15 protein-coding genes are annotated in these 21271 nt (G+C 64.5%); 2 read left to right on the forward strand and 13 right to left on the reverse strand.

The features are described 5' to 3' along the window. Nucleotides 1-66 precede the first annotated feature (66 nt). On the forward strand, nucleotides 67-3852 hold the full coding sequence (locus tag NYE40_RS19550; RefSeq protein ID WP_339278815.1) for a hypothetical protein: 3786 nt from the start codon (nucleotides 67-69) through the stop codon (nucleotides 3850-3852). Between the two features lie 94 nt (nucleotides 3853-3946). Here NYE40_RS19550 and nrdF read toward each other — a convergent pair whose 3' ends face one another. The 5 genes from nrdF to NYE40_RS19575 all read right to left on the reverse strand — a co-directional run bounded on the left by nrdF (nucleotide 3947) and on the right by NYE40_RS19575 (nucleotide 11168). Beyond that, entirely contained in the window at nucleotides 3947-4903 is a 957-nt protein-coding gene (gene nrdF / locus NYE40_RS19555; protein ID WP_028598321.1) for a class 1b ribonucleoside-diphosphate reductase subunit beta, read from the reverse strand. An 81-nt stretch (nucleotides 4904-4984) separates the two neighbouring features. Continuing rightward, on the reverse strand, nucleotides 4985-7069 hold the full coding sequence (nrdE, locus tag NYE40_RS19560; protein ID WP_028598322.1) for a class 1b ribonucleoside-diphosphate reductase subunit alpha: 2085 nt from the start codon (nucleotides 7067-7069) through the stop codon (nucleotides 4985-4987). Further along, nucleotides 7056-7415, reverse strand: a complete 360-nt coding sequence (nrdI, locus tag NYE40_RS19565; protein ID WP_028598323.1) for a class Ib ribonucleoside-diphosphate reductase assembly flavoprotein NrdI — start codon at nucleotides 7413-7415, stop codon at nucleotides 7056-7058. Before nrdI ends, nrdE begins: the two co-directional genes overlap by 14 nt. 555 nt (nucleotides 7416-7970) lie before the next feature. Next, entirely contained in the window at nucleotides 7971-8615 is a 645-nt protein-coding gene (locus NYE40_RS19570; RefSeq protein ID WP_228551680.1) for a VTT domain-containing protein, read from the reverse strand. Nucleotides 8616-8891: 276 nt separating this feature from the next. Next, nucleotides 8892-11168 carry a YhgE/Pip domain-containing protein gene (locus NYE40_RS19575; protein ID WP_339278816.1) on the reverse strand — a complete coding sequence of 759 codons (2277 nt, stop codon included), beginning with the start codon at nucleotides 11166-11168 and terminating at the stop codon, nucleotides 8892-8894. Between the two features lie 245 nt (nucleotides 11169-11413). Between NYE40_RS19575 and NYE40_RS19580 the strand changes: the two genes are divergently transcribed. Then, nucleotides 11414-12007 carry a TetR/AcrR family transcriptional regulator gene (locus NYE40_RS19580; protein ID WP_028598325.1) on the forward strand — a complete coding sequence of 198 codons (594 nt, stop codon included), beginning with the start codon at nucleotides 11414-11416 and terminating at the stop codon, nucleotides 12005-12007. Nucleotides 12008-12130: 123 nt separating this feature from the next. Here the strand turns inward: NYE40_RS19580 and msrB are convergent, their stop codons facing one another. From msrB to NYE40_RS19620, 8 genes are all read right to left on the reverse strand, one after another. Further along, complete coding sequence (gene msrB / locus NYE40_RS19585) at nucleotides 12131-13093, reverse strand: peptide-methionine (R)-S-oxide reductase MsrB (protein WP_028598326.1); 963 nt, start codon at nucleotides 13091-13093, stop codon at nucleotides 12131-12133. 59 nt (nucleotides 13094-13152) lie between these two features. Continuing rightward, the gene (locus tag NYE40_RS19590; RefSeq protein ID WP_146000467.1) at nucleotides 13153-13380 is read right to left on the reverse strand and encodes a hypothetical protein; all 228 of its coding nucleotides are present in this window, start codon (nucleotides 13378-13380) and stop codon (nucleotides 13153-13155) included. Continuing rightward, a complete protein-coding gene (locus NYE40_RS19595) occupies nucleotides 13355-14509 on the reverse strand; it encodes an alpha/beta hydrolase (protein ID WP_339278817.1) in 1155 nt (384 codons plus the stop codon). The genes NYE40_RS19590 and NYE40_RS19595 overlap by 26 nt, the downstream gene beginning before the upstream one ends. Then, complete coding sequence (locus NYE40_RS19600; RefSeq protein ID WP_101808125.1) at nucleotides 14487-15935, reverse strand: nicotinate phosphoribosyltransferase; 1449 nt, start codon at nucleotides 15933-15935, stop codon at nucleotides 14487-14489. The genes NYE40_RS19595 and NYE40_RS19600 overlap by 23 nt, the downstream gene beginning before the upstream one ends. 118 nt (nucleotides 15936-16053) lie before the next feature. Then, nucleotides 16054-16356 (reverse strand): LapA family protein, encoded by a 303-nt coding sequence (locus tag NYE40_RS19605; protein ID WP_339278818.1) that lies wholly within the window; start codon nucleotides 16354-16356, stop codon nucleotides 16054-16056. A 104-nt stretch (nucleotides 16357-16460) separates the two neighbouring features. Next, nucleotides 16461-19274 carry a CHASE3 domain-containing protein gene (locus NYE40_RS19610; protein ID WP_339278819.1) on the reverse strand — a complete coding sequence of 938 codons (2814 nt, stop codon included), beginning with the start codon at nucleotides 19272-19274 and terminating at the stop codon, nucleotides 16461-16463. A 68-nt stretch (nucleotides 19275-19342) separates the two neighbouring features. Beyond that, a complete protein-coding gene (locus NYE40_RS19615; protein WP_028598331.1) occupies nucleotides 19343-20128 on the reverse strand; it encodes an SDR family oxidoreductase in 786 nt (261 codons plus the stop codon). A 100-nt stretch (nucleotides 20129-20228) separates the two neighbouring features. Then, entirely contained in the window at nucleotides 20229-21233 is a 1005-nt protein-coding gene (locus tag NYE40_RS19620) for an aldose 1-epimerase (RefSeq protein ID WP_028598332.1), read from the reverse strand. Between the last annotated feature and the right edge of the window lie 38 nt (nucleotides 21234-21271).

The raw sequence follows: 21271 nt of genomic DNA on the forward strand, positions 1-21271 counted from the left end.
CTCGTTTCGGCATAGATGTGAGGGGTGACTTCATGCCGGCGAGCAGCGGCGGAAAGGATTTCAAAAATGCCCTTTGTCAACCGATTCCTGTTGAACCAAAATGGAGCGATCACCTATACGGGAAACACGCTCGGCCTCAGCCGGTCGAACACGGTCGGAGTGCCCGGCACCGTGGACAGCATCGGCGCCTTTACGACGATCGACACCACGCAGAAATTCGGCCTTTACCCGGCCGGGACGACATCGAATTTCCAGCAGAACAGCTCGACGGCGCTGCTGAATCTTCCTGCCAGGAGCAGCGTGCTTTATGCCGAGCTCATCTGGGGCGGCATGTACATCAACAACGGCGTCAATCTCAGCTCGTTCCTGAACGATCCGGTCACCTTGACGACGCCGCTCGGATCGGCCAGCATCGCTCCGGACCCGGCGACGGCGTTCGAGGTGCTGCTGTCCAACAGCCCTCCCTATCCTCCCGGCTACGCTTACGTCCGTTCGGCCGACGTCACCTCGATCGTGCAGACGGCAGGAGCAGGCGCGTATACGACGAGCGGAGTCGTAGGCACGATCGTCGTGCCCGATCCGACGTCCAATCATGCCATGTGGACGCTCGCCGTCGCATACGCCGATCCGTCGATGCCGCTGCGCAATCTGTCGATCCGCGTCGGCGCGGCCGTCATCCTGTCGACATCGGGACCGGTCAGCACGGTCGTCACCGGCTTCGCCACTCCTTTTCAAGGCCCGCTGGACGCCAGAGCCGCGATCAGCGCCCAGGAAGGCGACGCCAACAAGAACGGCGACCAGGCCCGGTTCGGGCCGACGGCCGCGACGCTGACGACGCTGTCGGGTCCGAACAACTTCGCCAACAACTTTTTCGCTTCGCAGATCAATAACGACGCCGGTCTGCTCGACACCTCCGGCACGTTCGGCACGCGCAACCAGATCAACGGCAATCCCGGCTCGAACATCCCGGCCGGCCGGCAAGGCTATGACGTGACCAATGTCAGCCTGGCCGGCACGCTGCTGAACGCCCAGACCTCCGCCGTCTTGCAGCTGACGACGAGCGGAGACGGCTATCTCGTCGACTCCATCGGCATCCAGATCGACATCACGCAGCCGATCCTGACGATCGTCAAATCGGCCTCTGTCAGCGATGCCGTCGTCGGCGACAGCATCACCTACACGCTGACCGTGCGCAATACCGGCAGCGTGACGGCAACCAACGTTCAAGTAACCGACGGCATCGACGAAACCGCCTCCTCCTTCGTGGCCGGCAGCGTCACCTTGAACGGCACGCCTCTGCCCGGCGCCGATCCCGACACCGGCGTGACCGTCGGCTCGCTCGCTCCCGGTGCCACGGCCGTCATCACGTTCAAGTACAAAGTGACGGCGGTGCCGTTCAGCGGGACGCTGGACGATCAAGGCCGCGTCGCCTATACGTATCAGCCGACGCCCGACTCGCCCGTCATCTCCACGTTCGTGCCGTCCAACATCGTGCGCATCCCCGTTTATCAGCCGATCCTTACGCTCGTCAAAAGCGGCAGCCCGTCCCCCGTTCCGCTCGGCGGCATCGTGACCTACTCGCTGCTAGTTGAAAACAGCGGCAACATCGCGGCGAACGTGACGATCGTCGATCCGATTCCGGCGGGATCGACCTATGTGCCGAACAGCGTCACCATAAGCGGCGTCCCCGCTCCGGGCGAAAACCCGGTCACCGGCATCGCGGTCGGCCCTGTCGGTCCAGGCGAGTCCGCCGTCGTTACGTTCGAAGTGCAGGCGACCTCCATCCCGCCGGCCGGCACGCTCGTCAACCAGTCGACCGCCGACTACACGTACCAGCCGCCGGACGGCCGCACGCTGACAGGCGAGACGCCGTCGAACACAGTCGTCATTCCGGTCGTCGCTCCGGTCAACCCGCCGATCGTGCCCGTCGAAAAATCGGCCGACGCCAGCAGCGCGATCATCGGCCAGACGGTCACGTTCACCGTCTCCGTCGCCAACGAGAGCATCGGTCCGATCGACAACGCCGTCCTGACGGACACGATTCCAAACGGCTACGCGTTCGTGACGGGAAGCGTCGTCGTTGGCGGCGTGCCGAATCCAGCCGCGAATCCGGCTTCCGGCATCCCGCTCGGCACGCTTGCCTCCGGCGCGACAGCGACGGTGACGTTCCAGCTCCTCGTCCTTTCCGCTCCGGAGCCTCCGGTGCTGACGAACGAAGCCTCGCTCGCGTTCACGTATTTCGGCGCGCCGAACAGCTCCGCGTCCAATCCGGTCGACTTGGAGGTGCTGCAGCCGGTCATCGGCTTGACGAAGCGGGCGTCCGTCACGGTCGCCGCGGTCGGCGATGTCGTTTCCTACTCCGTCACGGCGACCAATACGGGCAACGTCGCTGCGGCCGTCACGATCGTCGACCCGTTGAACGCCTACAGCTCCTTTGTGCCCGATACGGCGCGGGTCGACGGCATCCTCGTTCCGGGAGCCGATCCGACGACGGGCATCGCGGCCGGCACGGTCGCTCCGGGCGGAACGGTTTCCGTCAGCTACGACGTGCTGCTGACGTCATCGCCGCCGGACGGACAGTTCGACAATCAGGCTTCGGCCGCCTTCACGTTCAGCTCCCCTTCCGGCGCGACCGGCTCCGGCACGGCGTTGTCCAACCTCGTCACGATTCTGGAGACGAATCCGCAGCTCTCGGTCGTCAAGTCCGCCTCCCAGACCTATGCGCTCGTCGGGGACCGCATCACGTACACGATCGTCGTGGAGAACGTTTCCGCCGGGCCGGCGACGAATGTCGTCGTCACCGACGACACGACGCCCGGAGCCGTCTTCGTCCCGGGCAGCCTCGCCGTGAACGGCGTGCCGTCGGCCGGGAACATCGCCGCAGGAGTCAGCCTCGGCACGCTCGCTCCCGGCCAGCAAGCCGTGCTGACGTTCGTGGAAGAGGTCGTCTCGCTGAACGAGCCCGATTACGATGTGGACGATGTCGCGACGGCCACCTTCACCTCAGGAGGCACGACGGTTGCCTCGCTCTCCAACCTCGTCGTCGTCTCGGTCGCGAATCCTTCCGTCACGGCGATCAAGCGGGCGCTGACTCCGTTCGCCTTCGTCGGCGACGAGGTGCTGTATGAGGTGGACATCACCATTACCGGCAATTACAACGCAGACATCATCTGGAGCGACCATCTCCCGGAAGGCAGCGTTTTTGTCGAGAACAGCCTTCAGCTCGACGGCGTGCCGGTGCCAGGGGCGAACACGCAGACGAGAGCCTTCGTCGGCACGGTCGAGGCGAACAGCACGGCGACCGTAACGTTCAAGCTCAAGGTCGTCTCTTTCCCTCCCGGAGGCGTGCTGGTCAACCAGGCGCGGCTCGATCTGACGTTCATCCTGCCGAATGGACGGATCTTCACGCAGACAATCACTACCAATCCGGTCACCGTGCCCGTGCTGGCGCTCGCTTCGCTGGTCAAGCGAGCCAGCGTCTCGACCGTCACGGTCGGCGGCTCCGTGCGCTTCGAGCTCGCCGTGCTCAATCCCAACACGCAGCCGATCGAAAATGTCATCGTCTACGACGCTCTGGCCGCGGGACTTCAATTCGTGCCCGGCAGCCTGACCGTCGGCGGCACGGCTCTGCCCCCCGAGCTGACGCCGTCCCGCATCCCGATCGGCGCCGTTCCAGCAGGAAGCACCGTCATCGTCGCCTTCCAGGTGCTCGCCGCGTTCGCGCCGCCGATCCCGGTCGTCGTCAACTCCGCTTCGGCCGGCTATGAGCTTCTGCTGCCGAACGGCAGCCGTCTTCCGCAGGTGGCCCTCTCCAACACCGTTCAAGTGCTGATCGAGGAAGAAGAGGAATAACGCTGCCGACCGGCTCCAGTCCGCAAAAAAGCCCCCCGGAAAACCGCGCTAGGCGCGCTTTTCCGGGGGGCTTGCCGTTTGTTTGAGTCCGAATCTAGAAGTCGAAGAGGAAATCCTCGTCGCGCAGCGGCTCGACGTTGAGCGTACGGACATAGCCGTTGCCCTTTTTGGAGAAGAAGTCATGCTGCTTCGTCCGGGTGCTGATGCCGTTGAGCACGATCGGATTGATGTCCTCGTCCTCGAAGATCGGCTCCAGGCCGAGGTTCATCATCGCCTTGTTGGCGTTGTAGCGAACGAACTTCTTGACCTCGTCCTGCAGGCCGATGCCGACGTAGAGCTCGTCCGTGTACTGCTCCTCGTTGGCATGCAGCTCGCGCAGCAGCCGGTCCAGCTCCTGCAGCGTCTCCGCCTGCTCCTGCTCGCTCAGCGACGCATGCACCTCTTGCGCGAGCACGCCCACGTACAGGCCGTGGATGCTCTCGTCGCGCAGGATCAGGTCGATGATCTCGCCGCTGCTCGTCATCTTGCCTTGGCCGGCGAGATAGAGCGGGTAGAAGAAGCCGCTGTAGAACAGGTAGCTCTCGAGCAGCACGGAAGCGGCCATCGCCATGTACAAGTCGCGCGGCGACTCGATGCTGCGGTAGTAGCCGGAGATGACGGAAGCTTTTTTTTGCAGCTGCGGATGCTTCTCCACCCAGCGGAATACGGCGTCGATCTCTTCCGTCGAAGCGAGCGTCGTAAAGATGCTGCTGTACGACTTGGCGTGGATCTGCTCCATCATGCCCATGAAGCCGAGCACCGCCTTGCGCTGAAGTCCCTCGACATGCTCGACGAGGCTCGGCATGCCGACGCCGCCCTGCACCGTATCGAGCAGCGTCAGGCCGCCCAGCACCTTCATGTACGTGTCGCGCTCCTGGTCGTTCAGGTACATCCAGCTCATCTTGTCGTCGGACAGCGGAATCTCCTCGTCCGTCCAGAACTGCATCAGGTTCTGGCTCCAGAACGTCGCTGTGAAGTCGTCGTCGGGACGGTTCCAGTTGACGGCGCGCAGCGGCGCGGCAGCGGCGGCGCCAGAGGCCGGAGCTGCCGGCGTGGCGAGATCGATCGGTTTCATGGGTGGTTCCTCCTTAAATTAGACCGCGCAGCTGACGCACTCCTCCACGCCGAGCCGGTTCGTGCGGGTGTAATAGAGGGACTTCAGTCCCTTTTTGGCCGCATACAGGTAATACCGGGCCAGCTCGCGCGTCGTCACGCTGCTGTTGACGTGCAGCACGGCGGAGATGCCTTGATCGACATGCTCCTGAATCTCGGCGATCAGGTCGATGACCTTGAACTGATCCATCGCGTAGGCCGATTTATAGTAGAAGAAGTTGTCCTGCGACAGGAACGGCATCGGATAATAGGTCGTCGAGTTCGCATAAGTGCGCGTCTCGATCGGCTCGACGATCGGCATGACGCTCGAAGTCGCGTTCTGCACGTAGGAGATGCTCTGCGTCGGCGCGATCGCCAGGCGGTACGCGTGGTACAGCCCTTGGCGGGCGACCTTGGCCTTCAGCTCCGCCCAGTCCTGCGGCGAAGGAATCTCGATGCCGGCGAACAGCTCCTTGACGCGGTCCGTCACGGGACGGTAGTCCGTCGCCAGGTAACGGTCGAAGTAGGTGCCCTTGGCATACTCCGAGCGGTCGTAGTCGCGGAAGCGCTCGTTCTTCTCGGCGGCGATGTCGGCGCTCTTGTCGAGCGAGTAGAAGTTCATCATCATGAAGAACGTGCGGACGAAGTCGCGGGCTTCCGGGCTCTCGTAGGCGATCTTCATCTTGGCCAGATAGCCGTGCAGGTTCATCGCGCCGAGGCCGACGGAGTGCATCTCCTCGTTGGCCTTGACGACGCCCGGCGCGTTGGAGACGCGGGTCATGTCGCTGACGGCCGTCAGGCCGGCGATGCCCTCCTGCACCGTCTCGCGGATCTTGCCGTGCGCCATGACGTTCGCGATGTTGAGCGAGGCCAGGTTGCAGCTGATGTCGCGGCGGATCGTATCCGGCTCGCCGAAGTCGCCGATCTCCGACGTCTCCTGCAGCTGGTAGATTTCCGTGCACAGGTTGGACATCTTGATGCTGCCGATATCCTTGAGCGCATGGAAGCGGTTCGCGTTGCTCTTGTTCATGATGTATGGATAGCCGGACTCCAGCTGGATTGTAGCGATCTTGACCAGCATGTCGCGCGCGCCCATGATGAGCTTCTTGCGGACGGCCGGGTTGGCCATCAGCTCGTCATACATCTCGTCCATGTCCATGTCGTCGAGATGCTTGCCGTACGCCTTGAACACGGAGAACGGCGCGAACACATGCAGCGGCTGGTTGTCCTCGGCGAGCTTGTAGAAGCGGTTCGGCACGATCAGTCCGATCGACAGCGTCTTCAGGCGCGTCTTCTCGTCGGCGTTGATCTTCTTGCTGTCGAGGAACTCCATGATGTCCCAGCCGAAAATGTTGTAGTACGCCGCTCCGGAGCCTTTGCGCTGGCCCATCTGGTCCGCGTAGGAGAAGGCGTCCTCCATCAGCTTGAGCACCGGCATGATGCCCTTGGCCGCGCCCTCGACGCCCTTGATCGGCTCGCCGCGTCCGCGCAGCTTGCTCAGGTTGACCGCTACGCCGCCGCCGATCTTGGACAGCTGCATGCAGGTCGAGAGGTTGTAGTTGATGGAGTTGAGCGAGTCGTCCATCTCCAGCAGGAAGCAGCTGACCATCTCGCCGCGGCGGCTCTTGCCGGCATTGAGGAACGTCGGCGTCGCCGGCTGCAGGCGCTGCTCCATCATCGACACGGCCAGCGACTTGGCGAGCTCGGCGTCGCCGCGTCCGAGATGCAGCGCCGTGATCGCGACGCGGTCCGGGTAGTGCTCGAGGAACTGGCTGCGGTCATTGCTGCGCATCGCGTAGTCCGTGTAGAACTTGGATGCCGCCATATAGGAAGGGAATTCGAACTCGAGGCTGTGCGCCAGCTCGAACACGGCGACCGCTTCCTGCTCGGAATAGTGCTTGTATACGTCCTCGTAGTAGTCGTTCTCGATCAGGTAATCGATTTTCTCCTTATGGCTCGCGAAGGAAGGGCTTTTGGCCCGGACTTCCTCCATGAACGCCGCGACGGCTTCCTTATCCTTTTCCAGCTTGAAGAATCCGTCCGCTCCGCGCTTCATGATCTCGTTGTTCAGCTCAATATGCCGCAAGGGGCTGCACCTCCCGCATGAATTGTTCGACATCCCGAGCCGTCCCCGACAGCTCGAACTTGCAGATGACCGGCACTTCGTACCGCTCCGAGACTTTGTCCGCGCTGCCGGCGAAGCAGGTTCCCCAGTTGCGGTTGCCGCTGGCCGACACGCCGCGCAGATAAGTCCGGTTCTTTTCGAGGAAGGCGTCGACCGCCGGCGGCACCTCGCCGAATCCCGTCGTATAGGTGACCAGGACGAAAGGCTCGTCCATCGTCGTCGAATCGCTGATCTGCACGGCCGGATAGCCGAGCTTGCTGACGAACTTGCGCACGTTGCCCGTGCGGGACGTGTAGGCGATGAGCATGCGGTCCACTCCTTCTCTCTTTTGTGGCTGTCTCGGGGCGAATTCGCCGGCAAAGCCCTGCTACTAGATCTAGTAGCTCCTCCAGCTGGAGAAACCAGGGCTCCGACGGCGAAGCAGCGGCCAAGGCGGCTTGCGGAAACAGCCGAAACAACCCGATCGGAGCTGTCACTCGTTGGGTGCTCTCTCCGTCCGGGCCTTGCCTGAGTTGTCGATGCATGGCTGCGCCCGTCCTGCTCTTCCCCCGCCTCTTCGGGCGGAAAGCGGCTGCCCGGACGCGTCCGGCGCTTCCGGTCCGACGCGTGCCGGGGATGCCTGCGGGCGTCCGGCCAAAGGCTATTTTTGGGACTTGACAGCCTGTCTAGTTCGTGCTTGATTATCCATATGTAGAGGCTAGGAGTTAAATTTACCTCAATATATTGTGGTTGTCAAGCCGATGGACAGGCATTACCCTCCAGATCCGGGTCTTGAAACAGGCGGTTGCCCACAGCTGTGAATAAGCAAAAAAGAGCCCGTCCGACGGGCTCTTTCTCGTTTATCCCAAGCTTATCCACAGTGCTAGAGCGGGATATTTGTGGATGGGTTCTCTCCGCCCATCCGCAAAATTTTTCGTCTTCGAAACGCCTTCCGAATCCGCACCGCGGCGAACGCGATCGAGAGGATCAGAAGGAACGCAAGGTAGGCGGCGATCAGCAGCCGCAGGTCGTGGCCAGGGAAAATGAGCGAGCTGCTGATGAGCCCGAACATCCATATATGGGACAGGTTGCCGATGATCGACGACCAGAGATAGGGCAGGAGCTTGACCGGCGCGATGGCCGACATGAACGAGATGAGGTTGTTGGGCATGACCGGGATCGTGCGCAGCAGGATGACCATCCAGCCTCCGTACTCGTCGAGCGCGGCCTGATAGCGCTCGTAGCGCTCCAGTCGCGCCTGGAAGCGCCGCTGCACCTTGCCGTAGAAGAAGTAGCGGAACAGCAGGTAGACGACGAGCGCGGCCACCGTGCCGGCGAGCCAGCTGGCGAGCAGGCCGCCCGCGATGCCGAGGATCGAGATATGGATGAGGATGATCGTCGCGAACGGGAAGAAGCCGAACAGCCCCTGCAGCACGGCGAGCGGAATCGTAAGCAGCAGGATGGCCGGTCCGCCCAAGCCGCTCGCGGCGACGAGCGAATCGATCCAGCCGTTCATGCGGTCCAGCATGGCTCCTCCTCCTCATCCGCTCATTTTTTCAGCCGCTTCCTTTAGTAAGTGTAGTCTATTCGGACGCCTCCGCACAAATACATGGATTTCCAAGCCCGAGGAGAGCCCGCCGCGCTTGCTCCTCCTCCATTCGACGGGGATGCGGGCATCCCTGTCGAGCGAAAAAAAAGAGGCCGTCCTGATCGGAAGGACGGCCGCTAGCAACAGCTCCAGGCCGTTGATGAAAAAAGCATCCAAGCCGGCTTCATCAACCCGACTTGGACGCTATTCTCAAGATCAAGCCTGCAGCGCTCCATCCCGCTCCAGAGGCGTAGCCTCCGCGGTTCGCCGCGCCTTCACCGCGAAGTACAGGCCGGTAAAGGCGAGCGCAATGGCGGCATAAATGCCGAGATAGCTCAGCTGCTCGTAGACGACCGCGACATCCCCGCTGGAGATGGCGGCCTTGAGGCCGGCGATGCTGTGCGACATCGGCAGCCACGGATGGACCGCCTGCATCCAGTCCGGCAGCAGCTCCTTGGGGAACGTGCCCGCGCTGGACGTCAGCTGCAGAATCATGATGATGACGGCCACGTAGCGGCCCACCTGATCGCCCCAGGTGACGAGCGCCTGGATGATCAGAGTAAAGGTCAGGCTCGCGGCAAACACTAAGGCGATGAACAGAGGCACGTTGCCGATGTCGAGCTTCAGCCCGTACAGCAGAATCAGCACCGCCGCCAGCGACTGGCTGACGCTCATCAGCACGTATGTCGCCGTGCGGCTGAGGAAGCGGCCGAGCCGCGTCGCATCCGCTTGGAACGAGTCGCGCGAGGAGATGACCGTCGTGAAGAACAGGCCGCCGACGAACAGCGCGATCGAGATGAAGTACGGAGCGATGCCGAGGCCGTATTTCTCGACCTTGCGGCTGTCGTCTTCCTTGATGCGGACCGGATCGGCGAACATCGACACGGTGTCGTCGCCGTCGTGGACGCTGGCGGTCTTGTCGGCCGCCTCGCCGAGCTTGCTCTGCAGCTCGCCCGAGCCGTCGACGAGCTTGAGCGTGCCGTCCTGCAGCCGGACGGCTCCGTCCTCCAGCTGAACCGCGCCGCCGGCGACGGTGCCGACGCCCTCGGCCAGCTGGCCGATGCCGCTCGTCAGCTGCGTCGCGCCGCTGCTCAGCGTCTTGGCGCCGCCGGCGACCTCGGCGCTGCCGCTCGCAGCCTCGCCCAGCTTGGCGCCGAACTGCTGCAGCCCGCCGCTCAGCTGCGTCGTGCCCGCGTGCAGCTGCTTCGCGCCGGCGAGCAGCTGCTGCTGCCCCGCGCTCAGCTCGCCGCTGCCCTGCAGCAGCTGGCTCTGCGCGTCATGCAGCGAGGCCGCGCCAGCCGCCAGCTGCTGCTGGCTGTCCGCCAGCTGGCGGCCGCCCGCGCTCAGCTGCTGCTGGGCCGCGCTCAGCCGGCTGCTGCCCTCGGCCAGCTGCTTGCTCGCCGCGAGCAGCTGCTTGCCCTGCTCGGACTCCGCCAGCTGCGGGTTCGCCTGCAGCAGCGCCTCCAGTCCGGCGCTCAGCTCGGCCGCGCCGGACGACACCTTGCCGCCGGCTTCCTCCGCAGCCGCCAGCGAATCGGCCAGCTTGGCGCTGCCGGCCGCGGACTGCTCGAGGCCGTCCGCCAGCTTAGCGCTGCCCTGCTCCGACTGCTGCAGCCCTTGCTGCAGCTTGGCCGCGCCTGTGGCGGTTGCCGCCAGCCCTTGCTCGAGCTGAGCCGCTCCATTGTCGGCAGCGGCGGCGCCATCGGTCAGCTGTCCGCCCGCCTGCTGCAGCTGCGCCAGGCCGGAGGCGAGCGAGCCGCTGCCCTGGGCGAGCGTCGCCGTGCCGTCCTTGAGCTTGAGCGCTCCGCCGACGAGCGGCGATACCCCTTCCTTGAGCTTGCCGGTGCCCTCGGCAAGCTTGGCGAGATTTTCCTGGAGCGCGCGTGCGCCCTCGTCCAGCTTGCCGGCTCCGTCCTTGAGCTCCCCGGCTCCGTCCGCCGCTTCCGCGAAGCCCTCCGACACTTCCTTCACCTGAGACAGCATGCTGCGCGCATACGCCTCCGTGATGCTCGCATTCAGCTCCGCGCGGACGTCCTTCATCGCCGTCGAGCCGATCTGGCCCGCGATGAAGTTGTAGTCGCCGTTCGGCTCGAAGACGATCTCCGCCTGCTGCGGCTGATCGTCCATAAGCGTGGCGGCCTTGGCGGAAAAGTCCTTCGGAATCTTGATCGCCATATAATAGTCGTTGCCGGCGATTCCCTGCGCCGCCTGCTCCGGCGTGACGAAGCTCCAGGCGAACTTCCCGTTCTTCTTCAGCTCGTCGACGAACTCCTGGCCGACATCCATCCGCTCCCCTTCGTACACGGTGCCTTGATCCTCGTTCACGACCGCGACCGGAATCTTGTCCAGATGGCCGTACGGATCCCAGGAAGCCTCGATCAAAAAGCCGCTATATAGGATAGGAACAAACGCGACGGCGACGAAGGAGATGGCGAGCATCGGCTTCTTGAACATCGCTTTCAAGTCCTGGCCGATCGTTTTCACAGCCTTCATGGGTATTCCCTTCTCCTCTCTGACTAAAAATCTATTTTGGTCATTTGGTCAGAATCCTACTTTATCACGCTTGTTTTCAACATGCAACCGGCTCTTTTCGGCCGCCTGTCCGCTTTTTTCCCTTGAAGCGATTTCATTTCTGAAACCGGAAACGGCGGTTTACCGTATAAAAACCTTATGCTACGATCAAAATGACCAGAAGAACCATTTTCGTTCTAGAGTCATATACGGGAGGTCTGCACGTGATGTCGATCGATCGGAGAGCCGAGGTCGTCCAGGCCGCCGCCAGGTCATTCGCCTTGTTCGGCTACAAGGCGACGACGATGGACCAGGTGGCCAAGATCGCGCGTGTCGGGAAAGGAACGATCTACACCTTTTTCGACAACAAGGAGCAGCTGTTCGAAGAGATCATGAACGCGTTCGTGGAGGAGATCGTGCAGCTCGCCGAAAAGGCGGTCGACCCGGCCAAGCCGTTCGCCGAGAATCTGCACCGCGCCTTGCTCGACGTGCTCAACTTTCGACGGGAGCATGAGCTGTTCACGAGGCTGTCGCTGGAGATGAAGGAGATCGGCACGGCCGCGGCCGGCTTCGGCATCCGCATGATGGAGGAGGCGCTGCTGGAGTTCGTCGCGCGGCATGTCGAGGACGCGGTCGCCAAGGGCGAGATCAAGCCCTGCGATCCGCAGCTGACGGCGTATGTGCTGGTCAAGCTGTTCATTACGCTCGTCGTGGACTGGCCGTCCGTCTCGGGCAGGCCGTTCCAGGAGGAGGACGTCATGCGCCTGTTCGAGCTGTATTTCCTGGACGGCATCTCGCAAAAGAGCGGCTCGCCGCTTTAGGACGTATTGACTGACCCGCTCAGGGGCATCTATCACCGCCTTTTTTCCCCTCTGCTTCAAGCGCAAAAAAGCTGCCCCCGCCGTAATGGCGGAAGGCAGCTTTTTTTGACGGATCGAAAACGCTTAGCGGAACAGGCTCCGGTACTCGCCGTAGCCTTCGTCCTCCAGCTGCGACACGGGTACGAACCGGAGCGCGGCGGAGTTGATGCAGTAGCGCAGGCCGCCCTGATCCTTGGGGCCGTCGTCGAACACATGGCCCAGGTGGGAGTCGGCGCCGGCGCTGCGCACCTCGGTGCGGACCATGAAGTGGCTCGTATCCGTCTTCTCCTTGATGCTCGGCTTGGCCAGCGGCTTCGTGAAGCTCGGCCAGCCGCAGCCGGAATCGTACTTGTCGAGCGAGCTGAACAACGGCTCGCCGGAGACGATGTCGACGTAGATGCCCTCTTCCTTGTGGTCCCAGAACTCGTTTTGGAACGGCGGCTCGGTGCCGCTGTTTTGCGTCACCTCGTACTGCATCGGCGTCAGCCGGGCGCGCAGCTCGTCCTCGTTCTTGTCCATTTTCCAGTGCTCTTCGATGAACTGGTCGCGGCCGGAGCCCCTGCGGTACATCTTGTAGCGGAACGGATGCGTCTTGTGGTAGTCCTGATGGTAGTCTTCCGCCTCGTAGAAAGGAGCGGCCGGCTCGATCGTCACGACGATCGGCTTGTCGAAGCGGCCGCTTTCCTGCAGCGCGCGCTTGGATTCCTCCGCCAGCTTGCGCTGCTCCTCCGTATGGTAGAAGATGACGGGCCGGTACGAATCGCCGCGGTCGGCGAACTGTCCCAGCGCGTCGGTCGGATCGACCTGCTGCCAGTAGATATCCAGCAGCTTGCTGTACGGGAAGACATCCGGATCGTACGTGATCTGCACGGCTTCCGTATGGCCGGTGTTGCCTTCGCACACCTGATCGTAGGTCGGATTCTCCACGTGGCCGGCCGTATAGCCGGAGACGACGCGAATGATGCCCGGCAGCTCCTCGAACGGCGATACCATGCACCAGAAGCAGCCGCCGGCGAATGTCGCCAGCTGCTCGTTGTTGTTTGCCATATTGCCATCCCTCCTCAGACTTCTATTATAGCGGACGTCCGGGACCGAAGTCCAAGCCGCTACTCGCGCAGCGCGTCCTTCAGCCGCGAATGCATCGCGCCCTCCGCTCCGCCCAGCCTGCGGCGCAGCCGCTGCGCCTCCGCCGCGAGCCTCGCCGTCTCCGCCGCGAGCCGCTCGCGCTCCGCCTCGGCTGCGGCCAGCCGGCTCTCCAGCTCCGCGCAGCGCGCCCGCAGCTGCAGCAGCTCCTCCTGCGAGCCGCCCTCAGCCGAATGGTTGCCCATGCTCATGCTCTCTTGTCTCCTCTCCTTGCTGCCTCGCCGCTGCGCTCCCGATCCCTCCGTCTGGATCGTCGGAGGCGGACGCATCCGCACGGCTGCCGCCATGCGCGGGAAGGCGCAGCCGATCGTTCAAAAACCCGGCCGCCTGCCGCAGCGACTGCTCCGCTTCCGGCAGCCAGCCCGGCATCATCGCCGTAAAATCATGGATCATGCCCGCATAGCAGCGGTATTCGGCCGGCACGCCCGCGGCGCGCAGCCGCTCGGCGTACAGCCTGCCCTGGTCCCGCAGCGGATCAAGCTCCGCCGTGACGACGAGCGCCGGCGGCAGTCCGCCGAGATCCGGCGCGAGCAGCGGCGATACTTGCGGCTGCGCGCGCAGCTCCTCCGGCGCGTAGCCGTCGGCGAATTGACGCAGCAGCCGCAGCGTCAGCATGTACTGCCGGCCGTTCTGTCGCAGCGACGGCTGGCTCGCAGCCCCCGGACCGCCCCGCCCGGTCAGGTCGACCGCGGGATAAAGCAGCGCCTGCCCCCGGATCGGCGGTCCGCCGGCGTCGCGGGCGCGCAGCGCGGTCACCGCCGCGATGTTGCCGCCGGCGCTCTCGCCCGCCACGGCGAGCCGCGCCGGATCGCCGCCGAGCGAGCCTGCCTCGCGCGATGCCCAGAGCAGCGCCTCGTAGGCGTCGTCGGCTCCTTTCGGGAAGCCGTGCTCCGGCGCCAGCCGATAGCCGACCGACAGCACGAGGCAGCCGCTCAGCTGCGCCCAGGCGCGGTTGTAGCGATGCCGCAGCCGGTGGCCGCCAAGCGCGAAGCCCCCTCCGTGGTAATACAGGATGACCGGCAGCGGCTCCGCCCGGCCGCTCTCGCCCGCTTCGATCTCCGGCCGGTACCAGCGCGCCGGGATGAGGCGGCCGTCCTCCGCCTGCAGGTCGATGTCCCCCGAGTCGACCCGGCCAGACAGGCGCAGGCAGGCGACGGCATCCATCGCCCGCATGAAGGTGGCCATCCGTCCGCGCATGCCCGCGAGCGGCCGTCCGGTCATCCAAGCGCCGGCATGCACGGCCGCCAGCAGCAGCCGCAGCGGCAGCGCCAGCCGGCCGGCAGGCGGCCGCTCTTGCTCACTCTTTCCTGTCTTGGACACGCTCGATCATCTCCGTCTTGAGCTTCCACAGCTCCGGACTGAACGATACCGGATACGGCTCCGGATGCAGCTTGCGCAAATGCGGCTGGCGGAACAGCGCCAGCTGCTCCCGGTGGTAGCGCCGAATCGATTCCAGATCCGGCAGCTCGCGCACGAGACTCCCTTCGCGCAGCAGCGGCTGCAGCAGCTCCACCGGCTCGTATCGGGTCAGCACCGACTTCACGTACGGATGAGCCGGGTCGATGCGGCGGAGCGGCTCTCCGGACGGGGCCGCCTCCGCGCTCAGCGCCATGTAGTCGCCGACCGCGCAGCCCGTCGCCGGGTCGAGGAGCCGGTACACGGTCTTGGACCCCGGATTGGTCACCTTGTCGAGATTGCCCGACAGCTTGATGACCGGCTCATAGCCGGCGCCGCGGTCGATCGCCGCGAGCTTGTACACCCCGCCGAGCGAGGGCTGGTCCGCCGCCGTGATCAGCTGCGTGCCGACGCCCCACGTATCGATCGCCGCTCCTTGCGCCTTGAGGTTGAGGATGATGTTCTCGTCCAAATCGTTGGAGGCGACGATGCGCACGTCCGGGAAGCCCGCCTCGTCCAGCAGGCGCCGCGACTCCTTGGACAGGACGGCGAGGTCGCCGCTGTCGAGCCGGATCGCCTGCAGCTCCTTCCCTTTGGCGCGCAGCCGCCGAGCTACCTCGATCGCGTTCGGCACGCCGCTGCCGAGCGTATCGTAGGTGTCGACGAGCAGCGTCACGCCGTCCGGCAGCGCGTCGGCATAACGCTCGAACGCCTGCAGCTCGGACTCATGCGCCTGCACCCAGGCATGCGCGTGCGTGCCTTTGGCCGGGATGCCGAACAGCCAGCCTGCCCGCATGTTGCTCGTCGCGTCGAAGCCCGCGATGTAAGCCGCGCGCGCTCCCCATACGGCCGCGTCCAGCTCCTGGGCGCGGCGGGTGCCGAACTCCAGCAGCGCGTCGGCGCCTGCGACCTGCTTGATGCGCGACGCCTTGGTCGCGATCAGCGTCTGGTAGTTCGCCATGTTCAGGATCGCCGTCTCCACGAGCTGCGCCTCGAAGATCCGTCCCTCCACGCGCACGAGCGGCTCGTTCGGAAAGACGAGCGTGCCCTCCGGCACGGCGTCGATGCTGCCGCTGAAGCGGAACCGCCGCAGCTCCTCGATGAACTCCGGCTCGTACCGCTCCTCCTGCTCCTCCAGGTAGGCGAGCTCCTCCTCCGTGAAGCTCAGGCCGAGCATGTAGTCGGCGATCCGCTGCAGCCCGGCGAAAACGGCATAGCCGTTGCCGAACGGCAGCTTGCGGAAGTACATCTCGAACACGGCTTTGCGCTCATGCGTCCCCATGTTCCAATGGGCATACATCATATTGATTTGATATTTGTCGGTATGCAGCGCCAGCTTCGCCGTCTCCATCCGTGTCGTCCTCCTTTTCATCGGCATCCCGCGGCTCTCGGCCGCCGCAGGCACGCGCCGTCCGCGTCATAAAAGGGAAAAGCTGCGCCTCGCAGGGCGCAGCTCGTCGTTTCGTCCGTTACTCGGCCGAAGGCCGTGCCGCCGGTCCCGCCTCGATGGAGCCTGCCGGCAGCGGATCATCCGCAAGCACAGGCGCGGTTTCCAGGCGCGCTTGCGCCCGCAGTCCGTCCAGCTCCTTCTGCTGCGCCTTGAGCTGCTTCTGCAGCTTGAACGAGCGGATGATGCCGAACAGGCCCACGCTCGCGCCGCCCAGCAGCGCCGAGCCGAGAATGACGAGGATGAGCGGCAGGTTCGTCTGCGCGAACAGGAAGTTCACCTGAACGGGATCGACGTTAATGACCGCGAAAATGGCTATCAGCAAAGCGAAGACAAGACCCGAAATAAGCAATCCCTGCGTTCTCATCGTTCAACCACCCTATCCGCATTGTATCCTTAATCAACCTTTTTTACCCCGGCCTCCCGGGGTCAAACCTTGCGCCGCGGCAGCCATACCTCGAGCAGCGAGCTGAGCTGCTCCAGATGGAGCGGCTTGGTGATATAATCGGTCGCTCCCGCCTGCAGGCACAGCTCCCGGTCCTGCGGCATCGCCTTCGCCGTGAGCGCGATGATCGGCAAGCTGCGATGCGCCTCGATGGAGCGGATTTCCCGGATCGCATCGTACCCGTCCAGCACCGGCATCATCATGTCCATCAAAATGAGATCGCAGCCGAACGCCGCCAGCGCGTCAAGGGCCTCGCGGCCGTTGGCCGCCGTCAGCACCTCGATGCCTTGCTGCTCAAGGAAGCTCGTCAGGCTGTAGACGTTGCGGATGTCGTCGTCGACGATCAGCACGCGCCGGCCTCCGTACCGGCTGCCGCGCCTCGGCGGCTCCGTCTCGGACGACGGCAGGCGGAGCCGCTCGGCAAGCATCTCCTCCAAGGAACGGCCGGCCGCCGCTTCCTCGTCCAAATAACCTGCCGCCTCCTGCAGCAAGCCGGAAGCCCGGCCGGGCTCCTCCGCGCGGACGGCCTCGCCAAGGCTAGGCAAGAGCAGCGTGAACGCGCTGCCGAGGCCCGGCTGGCTTTCGACGAAGAGGCAGCCCTGCAGCAGGCTCGCCAGCTGGCGGGAGATCGACAGGCCGAGGCCCGTGCCGCCGAACTGCCGGCTCGTCGTGCCGTCCGCCTGGCGGAACGCCTCGAAGATCAGGTCGAGCTTGGACGGATCGATGCCGACGCCCGTATCCCGAACCTCGAACGCCACGACCTGACGTCCCGCATGGGATGGCAGATGCTGCAGCACCTCCCTTTCGGTCGCCCGCGAAATCGTCACCGTCACGCCGCCCTGCTTCGTGAACTTGAACGCATTGGACAGCAGATTTTTGAGAATCTGCATCAGCCGCTGCTCGTCGCTGACGATCATGTCCGGCACGTTCAGCCTGCGGATGACGGCGTACTCGAGCCCGCTCCGCTCGGCATGCGCGCGGAAGCTCGATTGCAGCAGCGCCGGTAGCTCGCTCAGATTGAGCGGCTCGAGACTGATCTCCATCTTCCCGGCTTCGATTTTCGACAGATCCAGGATATCGTTGATCAGCACCAGCAGATCCTCGCCGGCCGTATGGATGACCTTGGCGAACTCCTCTTCCTTGGGCGACAGGTTGCCTCCCGGATTCTCCGCCAGCATCTGGGACAGGATCAGCATGCTGTTGAGCGGCGTCCGCAGCTCGTGGGACATGTTCGCCATGAACTCGTTCTTGTAGCGCGAGCTGCGCTCGAGCTCCGCCGCATACAGCGTCAGCTCCTGCTGGATGCTCTGCAGCTCCTGAGACTTCTCCTCCGACAGTCGCGCCTGCCGGATAAGCTGCTCGTTGGAGGCTTCGAGCTCCTCCTGCTGGGTCTGCAGCTCCTCCTGCTGGGTCTGCAGCTCCTCCGCCTGCTGCTGCAGCTCCTCCGTCATCGCCTGCGATTCCTGCAGCAGCGTGCGGATCTCCTCGCCCGTATGGACGCGGTGCAGCGCCAAGGCCAGCTGCTCGGCGGCCTCCAGCGCCAAGTCCTGCTCCAGCGGCGTGAACGGCTCGAAGCGGGCGGCCTCCAGCACGGCGAGCGTACGGCCTTCGTAGACCGCCGGCACGAGCAGCAGCTGCGGCGGACTCGCCTCGCCGAGGGCGGAGCCGATCTTCACGTACGATTCCGGCACGTCATACTGCCGCATCCGCTGCTCGGCGAAGCAGCGGCCGACGAGGCCTTCGCCGTGCTCGATGGCGGGCGGCAGCGCAGCCGCGCCGTCGCCGCTGCCCGTCACGGAGCAGGCGAGCTGCAGCCGGCGGCTCGGTTTGAGCGACTCGACCGCGTACAGCACCGCGAACGGCGCCCGGAGCGCTTCGGCAGCGAAGCGCAGGAACGCTTCCTGCGTCTCGGCCGCGCCGCCCGTCTGCTGCAGCGCGGAGCCGATCGCGAGCGCCTGCCGCTGCTTCCAGTCGTGGCCCTCGACCTCGTCGAGCAGCCGGTTCGTCGCGGCCGCCAGATCGGCGATCTCGTCGCGCGAGCGGATCTCGATCCGCTTGGCGAGCTGAGCCAGGTCCCTGCCGCGCGAATCCGCCATGCCGTCGATCGATTCCGTGACGCTGCCGATCGTGCGCACGATCGAGCGCGAGATCAGCCAGCCGAACAGGCCCGACAGGACGATGGAGACGAGGAACAGGGAAAGCAGCGTCGTCCGCAGCAGGCTGTTGCTCCGGTCCAGCCTTTCCAGCCGCTGCCCCGCCAGCTTATGCTCCGTCTGGCGGAACGCGTCGAAGCTGCCGCGCAGCTGATCCATGTTCTGCTTGCCGCGGTCGATCGCGTAAAAATCGCCGACCTTCGCCTCGTCGCCGTTCTGCTTGGCCTCGATGACCGGCATCGTGATGGCGAGCCATTGCTCGATCGAGCCTCTCGCCAGCTCCAGCAGCTTGGTCTGGCTCGGATTGTCGCTCACGAGCGCCAGCAGCTCGCTGTAGTTGTTCTGCCATTGGGAGAAGCCCGAGCGGTACGGATCGAGATAAGCCTCTTCCCCGGTGATGATGAACCCCCGCTGTCCCGTTTCCATGTCGAGCAGGTTTTTCTCGATCGCGTTGGTCAGATTCATGACGGAGATGTCGTGCTCGGTCACATATTCGGTCTCCTCCTGCACCGCCGACAGCTGCAGGAAGACGATCAGGATCGAGACGGCCAGGCAGGCCAGGATGACCGCATAGCCGGAAATGATTTTGAAGCGGATCGTGAATCGGCCCCGTCGGTCCGGCCGTCCGCTGCGATTGACTTCCATCGGATGGGCAAGCTCCTATCTGCTGCAGAGGCAAGTCGCATCTGCTTGAAAATGAAATCCGGGACGCCTCACGCGACGGGCGATTTGCCCCCGTCGATGTTGATGGCTGTCCCTGTAATATAGGAAGCCGCTCCGGAAACGAGGAACACGATCGCATTGGCGGCTTCCTCCGTGTCTCCGATCCGTCCGAGCGGAATGTCGTGGCGCGGATCGCGCGCGAACTCCTCCCACGTCTGGTCGGGGCTGGTCCGCCGCCACTGCCGCTCGATCTGGGCGCTGCGGATGAGCCCGATGCAGACGGCGTTGACCCGGATGCCGTCCGGCGCCAGGTCGCGGCTCATCGCCTTGGTCAGCGCGAGCCCCGCCGCCCGCGAGACGGATGACGGCAGCGATGCCTTCGGCGGCGTCTTGCCGCCGATCGCCGTCACGTTGACGATCGCTCCGCCGCCTGCCGCCTTGAGGGCGGGCAGGGCCGCCTGCGTCATATGCACCGCGCCGAGCAGCTTCAGGTCGAGATCGGTCTTCCACGCCGCCGGGCCGACCTCCGCGAACGGAGCGGCGGCGGCCGTGCCGGCATTGTTCACCAGGATGTCGATCACTCCGTCCCAGCGATCCGCGATGCCGCGCACCGCTGCCGCAGCCGACTCCTCCCGGGAGACATCGCCGGGCACGGCCAGCACCTCGCCGCCCGTCTCCGCGACGATGCGGGCAGCCGCATCCTCAAGCTCCTCCTTCGTCCGGGCGACGAGCGCCACCTTCGCCCCTTGGCGGGACAGCTCCAGCGCCGTCGCATAGCCGATTCCCTTGCTGCCTCCGGTCACGATCGCCTTCTTGCCTTCCAGCTTCAGCTTCACTTGCGGTTCCTCCTTCGGAATGAACTTCCTTCGCGGCCGGCTCGCGCTCGAGCCGATCCGGGGCATTTCCCGGGAAATCGACATTCGCGCTTCCTGCCGCTCAGGAAGGGCGCAACTTCACATACAGGCGGGCCCGCTCCTCCCAGATCTCTCCCGGCTCCAGGCCGAACAGTCCGATCTCCTCCGCAGGCAAGTTCGAATTCGGGGCGTTGACCAGATTGACCTGCGGCTCCGGACAGATGAACTCGCCCCTGCCGCCGTTGTTGTAGAGCATCCACTGCTTGTACGAGGTGCCGACGTCGTAGACAAGCGTCATGCCGCGCTTGCGGTCGGTCAGCTCCATCCGGTTGCGGCCCATCTGCGGCTCCGCCGTATAGTGATGATCGAGCGAGGTCCAGAACGGATCGGCTCCGGCTCCTTTCATCGCCTCTTCCTCCGGAGCGAGCTCCATGAACGCTCCCGTAGGCAGCATGCGCTCGTTCATTTCCCAGCGGCGGCCGGCCGTCAGCTTGAAGCTGTAGTCGCTCTCCTTGCTGCCGGGCGCGAACGGCACGTTCAACGTCGTATGGAAGGCGAGCAGGCAAGGCATCGGCTCGTCGCCGTCATTGCGCACCGCCACCTGCTGCGCCAGCCCGTCCGGACTCAGCGCATAGCGCAGGCGGATCGTGAAGCGGAACGGGAAGCGCCGATAGACCGGATGATCCTCGTCGATGCGGACCGCCACCGTGACGAAGCTTTCGGAGCCCTTGCTGCCGAAGCTCTCGACCTCCCATGGAATCGCATGGAGGAAGCCGTGGAGGTGGTTGTCGCGCTCTCCTTCATTGACCGGCAGCTGGTAGATCCGTCCTCGCCAAGGAAAACGGCCGTCCTCGTAGCGGTTGGGCGGAAAGAGCACCGGAATTCCCCAGACGACGGGATTCTCGCGGAAGCGGGCCAGCTCCTCCTGCGATGGCTCTCGCAAAAACCGGCAGCCGGTGATGCGGTCTTGGAAGGCGATGAGGTTGCCTCCGGTCTCGGGCAGCATGACCGCCTCATAGGCGTCCGCCCTCAGATAGATCGCCCTCTGGCCCTGGTAGATTCCTTCGAACGCACTGCTCGTTGCCATGACACGACCGCTCCTCTCTCTACTCTAGTAGTAGAGTA

The sequence above is a fragment of the Paenibacillus sp. FSL W8-1187 genome, assembly GCF_037965485.1.
Lineage (GTDB): Bacteria > Bacillota > Bacilli > Paenibacillales > Paenibacillaceae > Paenibacillus_O > Paenibacillus_O pasadenensis.

Excerpts from the sequence above, each read along its gene's own strand:
- NYE40_RS19550 (WP_339278815.1), top strand. The coding sequence starts at position 67 with ATGCCCTTTGTCAACCGATTCCTGTTGAACCAAAATGGAGCGATCACC.
- nrdI (WP_028598323.1), bottom strand. The coding sequence starts at position 7,415 with ATGCTCATCGCCTACACGTCCCGCACGGGCAACGTGCGCAAGTTCGTC.
- NYE40_RS19570 (WP_228551680.1), bottom strand. The coding sequence starts at position 8,615 with ATGCTGGACCGCATGAACGGCTGGATCGATTCGCTCGTCGCCGCGAGC.
- NYE40_RS19575 (WP_339278816.1), bottom strand. The coding sequence starts at position 11,168 with ATGAAGGCTGTGAAAACGATCGGCCAGGACTTGAAAGCGATGTTCAAG.
- NYE40_RS19580 (WP_028598325.1), top strand. The coding sequence starts at position 11,414 with ATGTCGATCGATCGGAGAGCCGAGGTCGTCCAGGCCGCCGCCAGGTCA.
- msrB (WP_028598326.1), bottom strand. The coding sequence starts at position 13,093 with ATGGCAAACAACAACGAGCAGCTGGCGACATTCGCCGGCGGCTGCTTC.
- NYE40_RS19590 (WP_146000467.1), bottom strand. The coding sequence starts at position 13,380 with ATGAGCATGGGCAACCATTCGGCTGAGGGCGGCTCGCAGGAGGAGCTG.
- NYE40_RS19600 (WP_101808125.1), bottom strand. The coding sequence starts at position 15,935 with ATGGAGACGGCGAAGCTGGCGCTGCATACCGACAAATATCAAATCAAT.
- NYE40_RS19610 (WP_339278819.1), bottom strand. The coding sequence starts at position 19,274 with ATGGAAGTCAATCGCAGCGGACGGCCGGACCGACGGGGCCGATTCACG.
- NYE40_RS19620 (WP_028598332.1), bottom strand. The coding sequence starts at position 21,233 with ATGGCAACGAGCAGTGCGTTCGAAGGAATCTACCAGGGCCAGAGGGCG.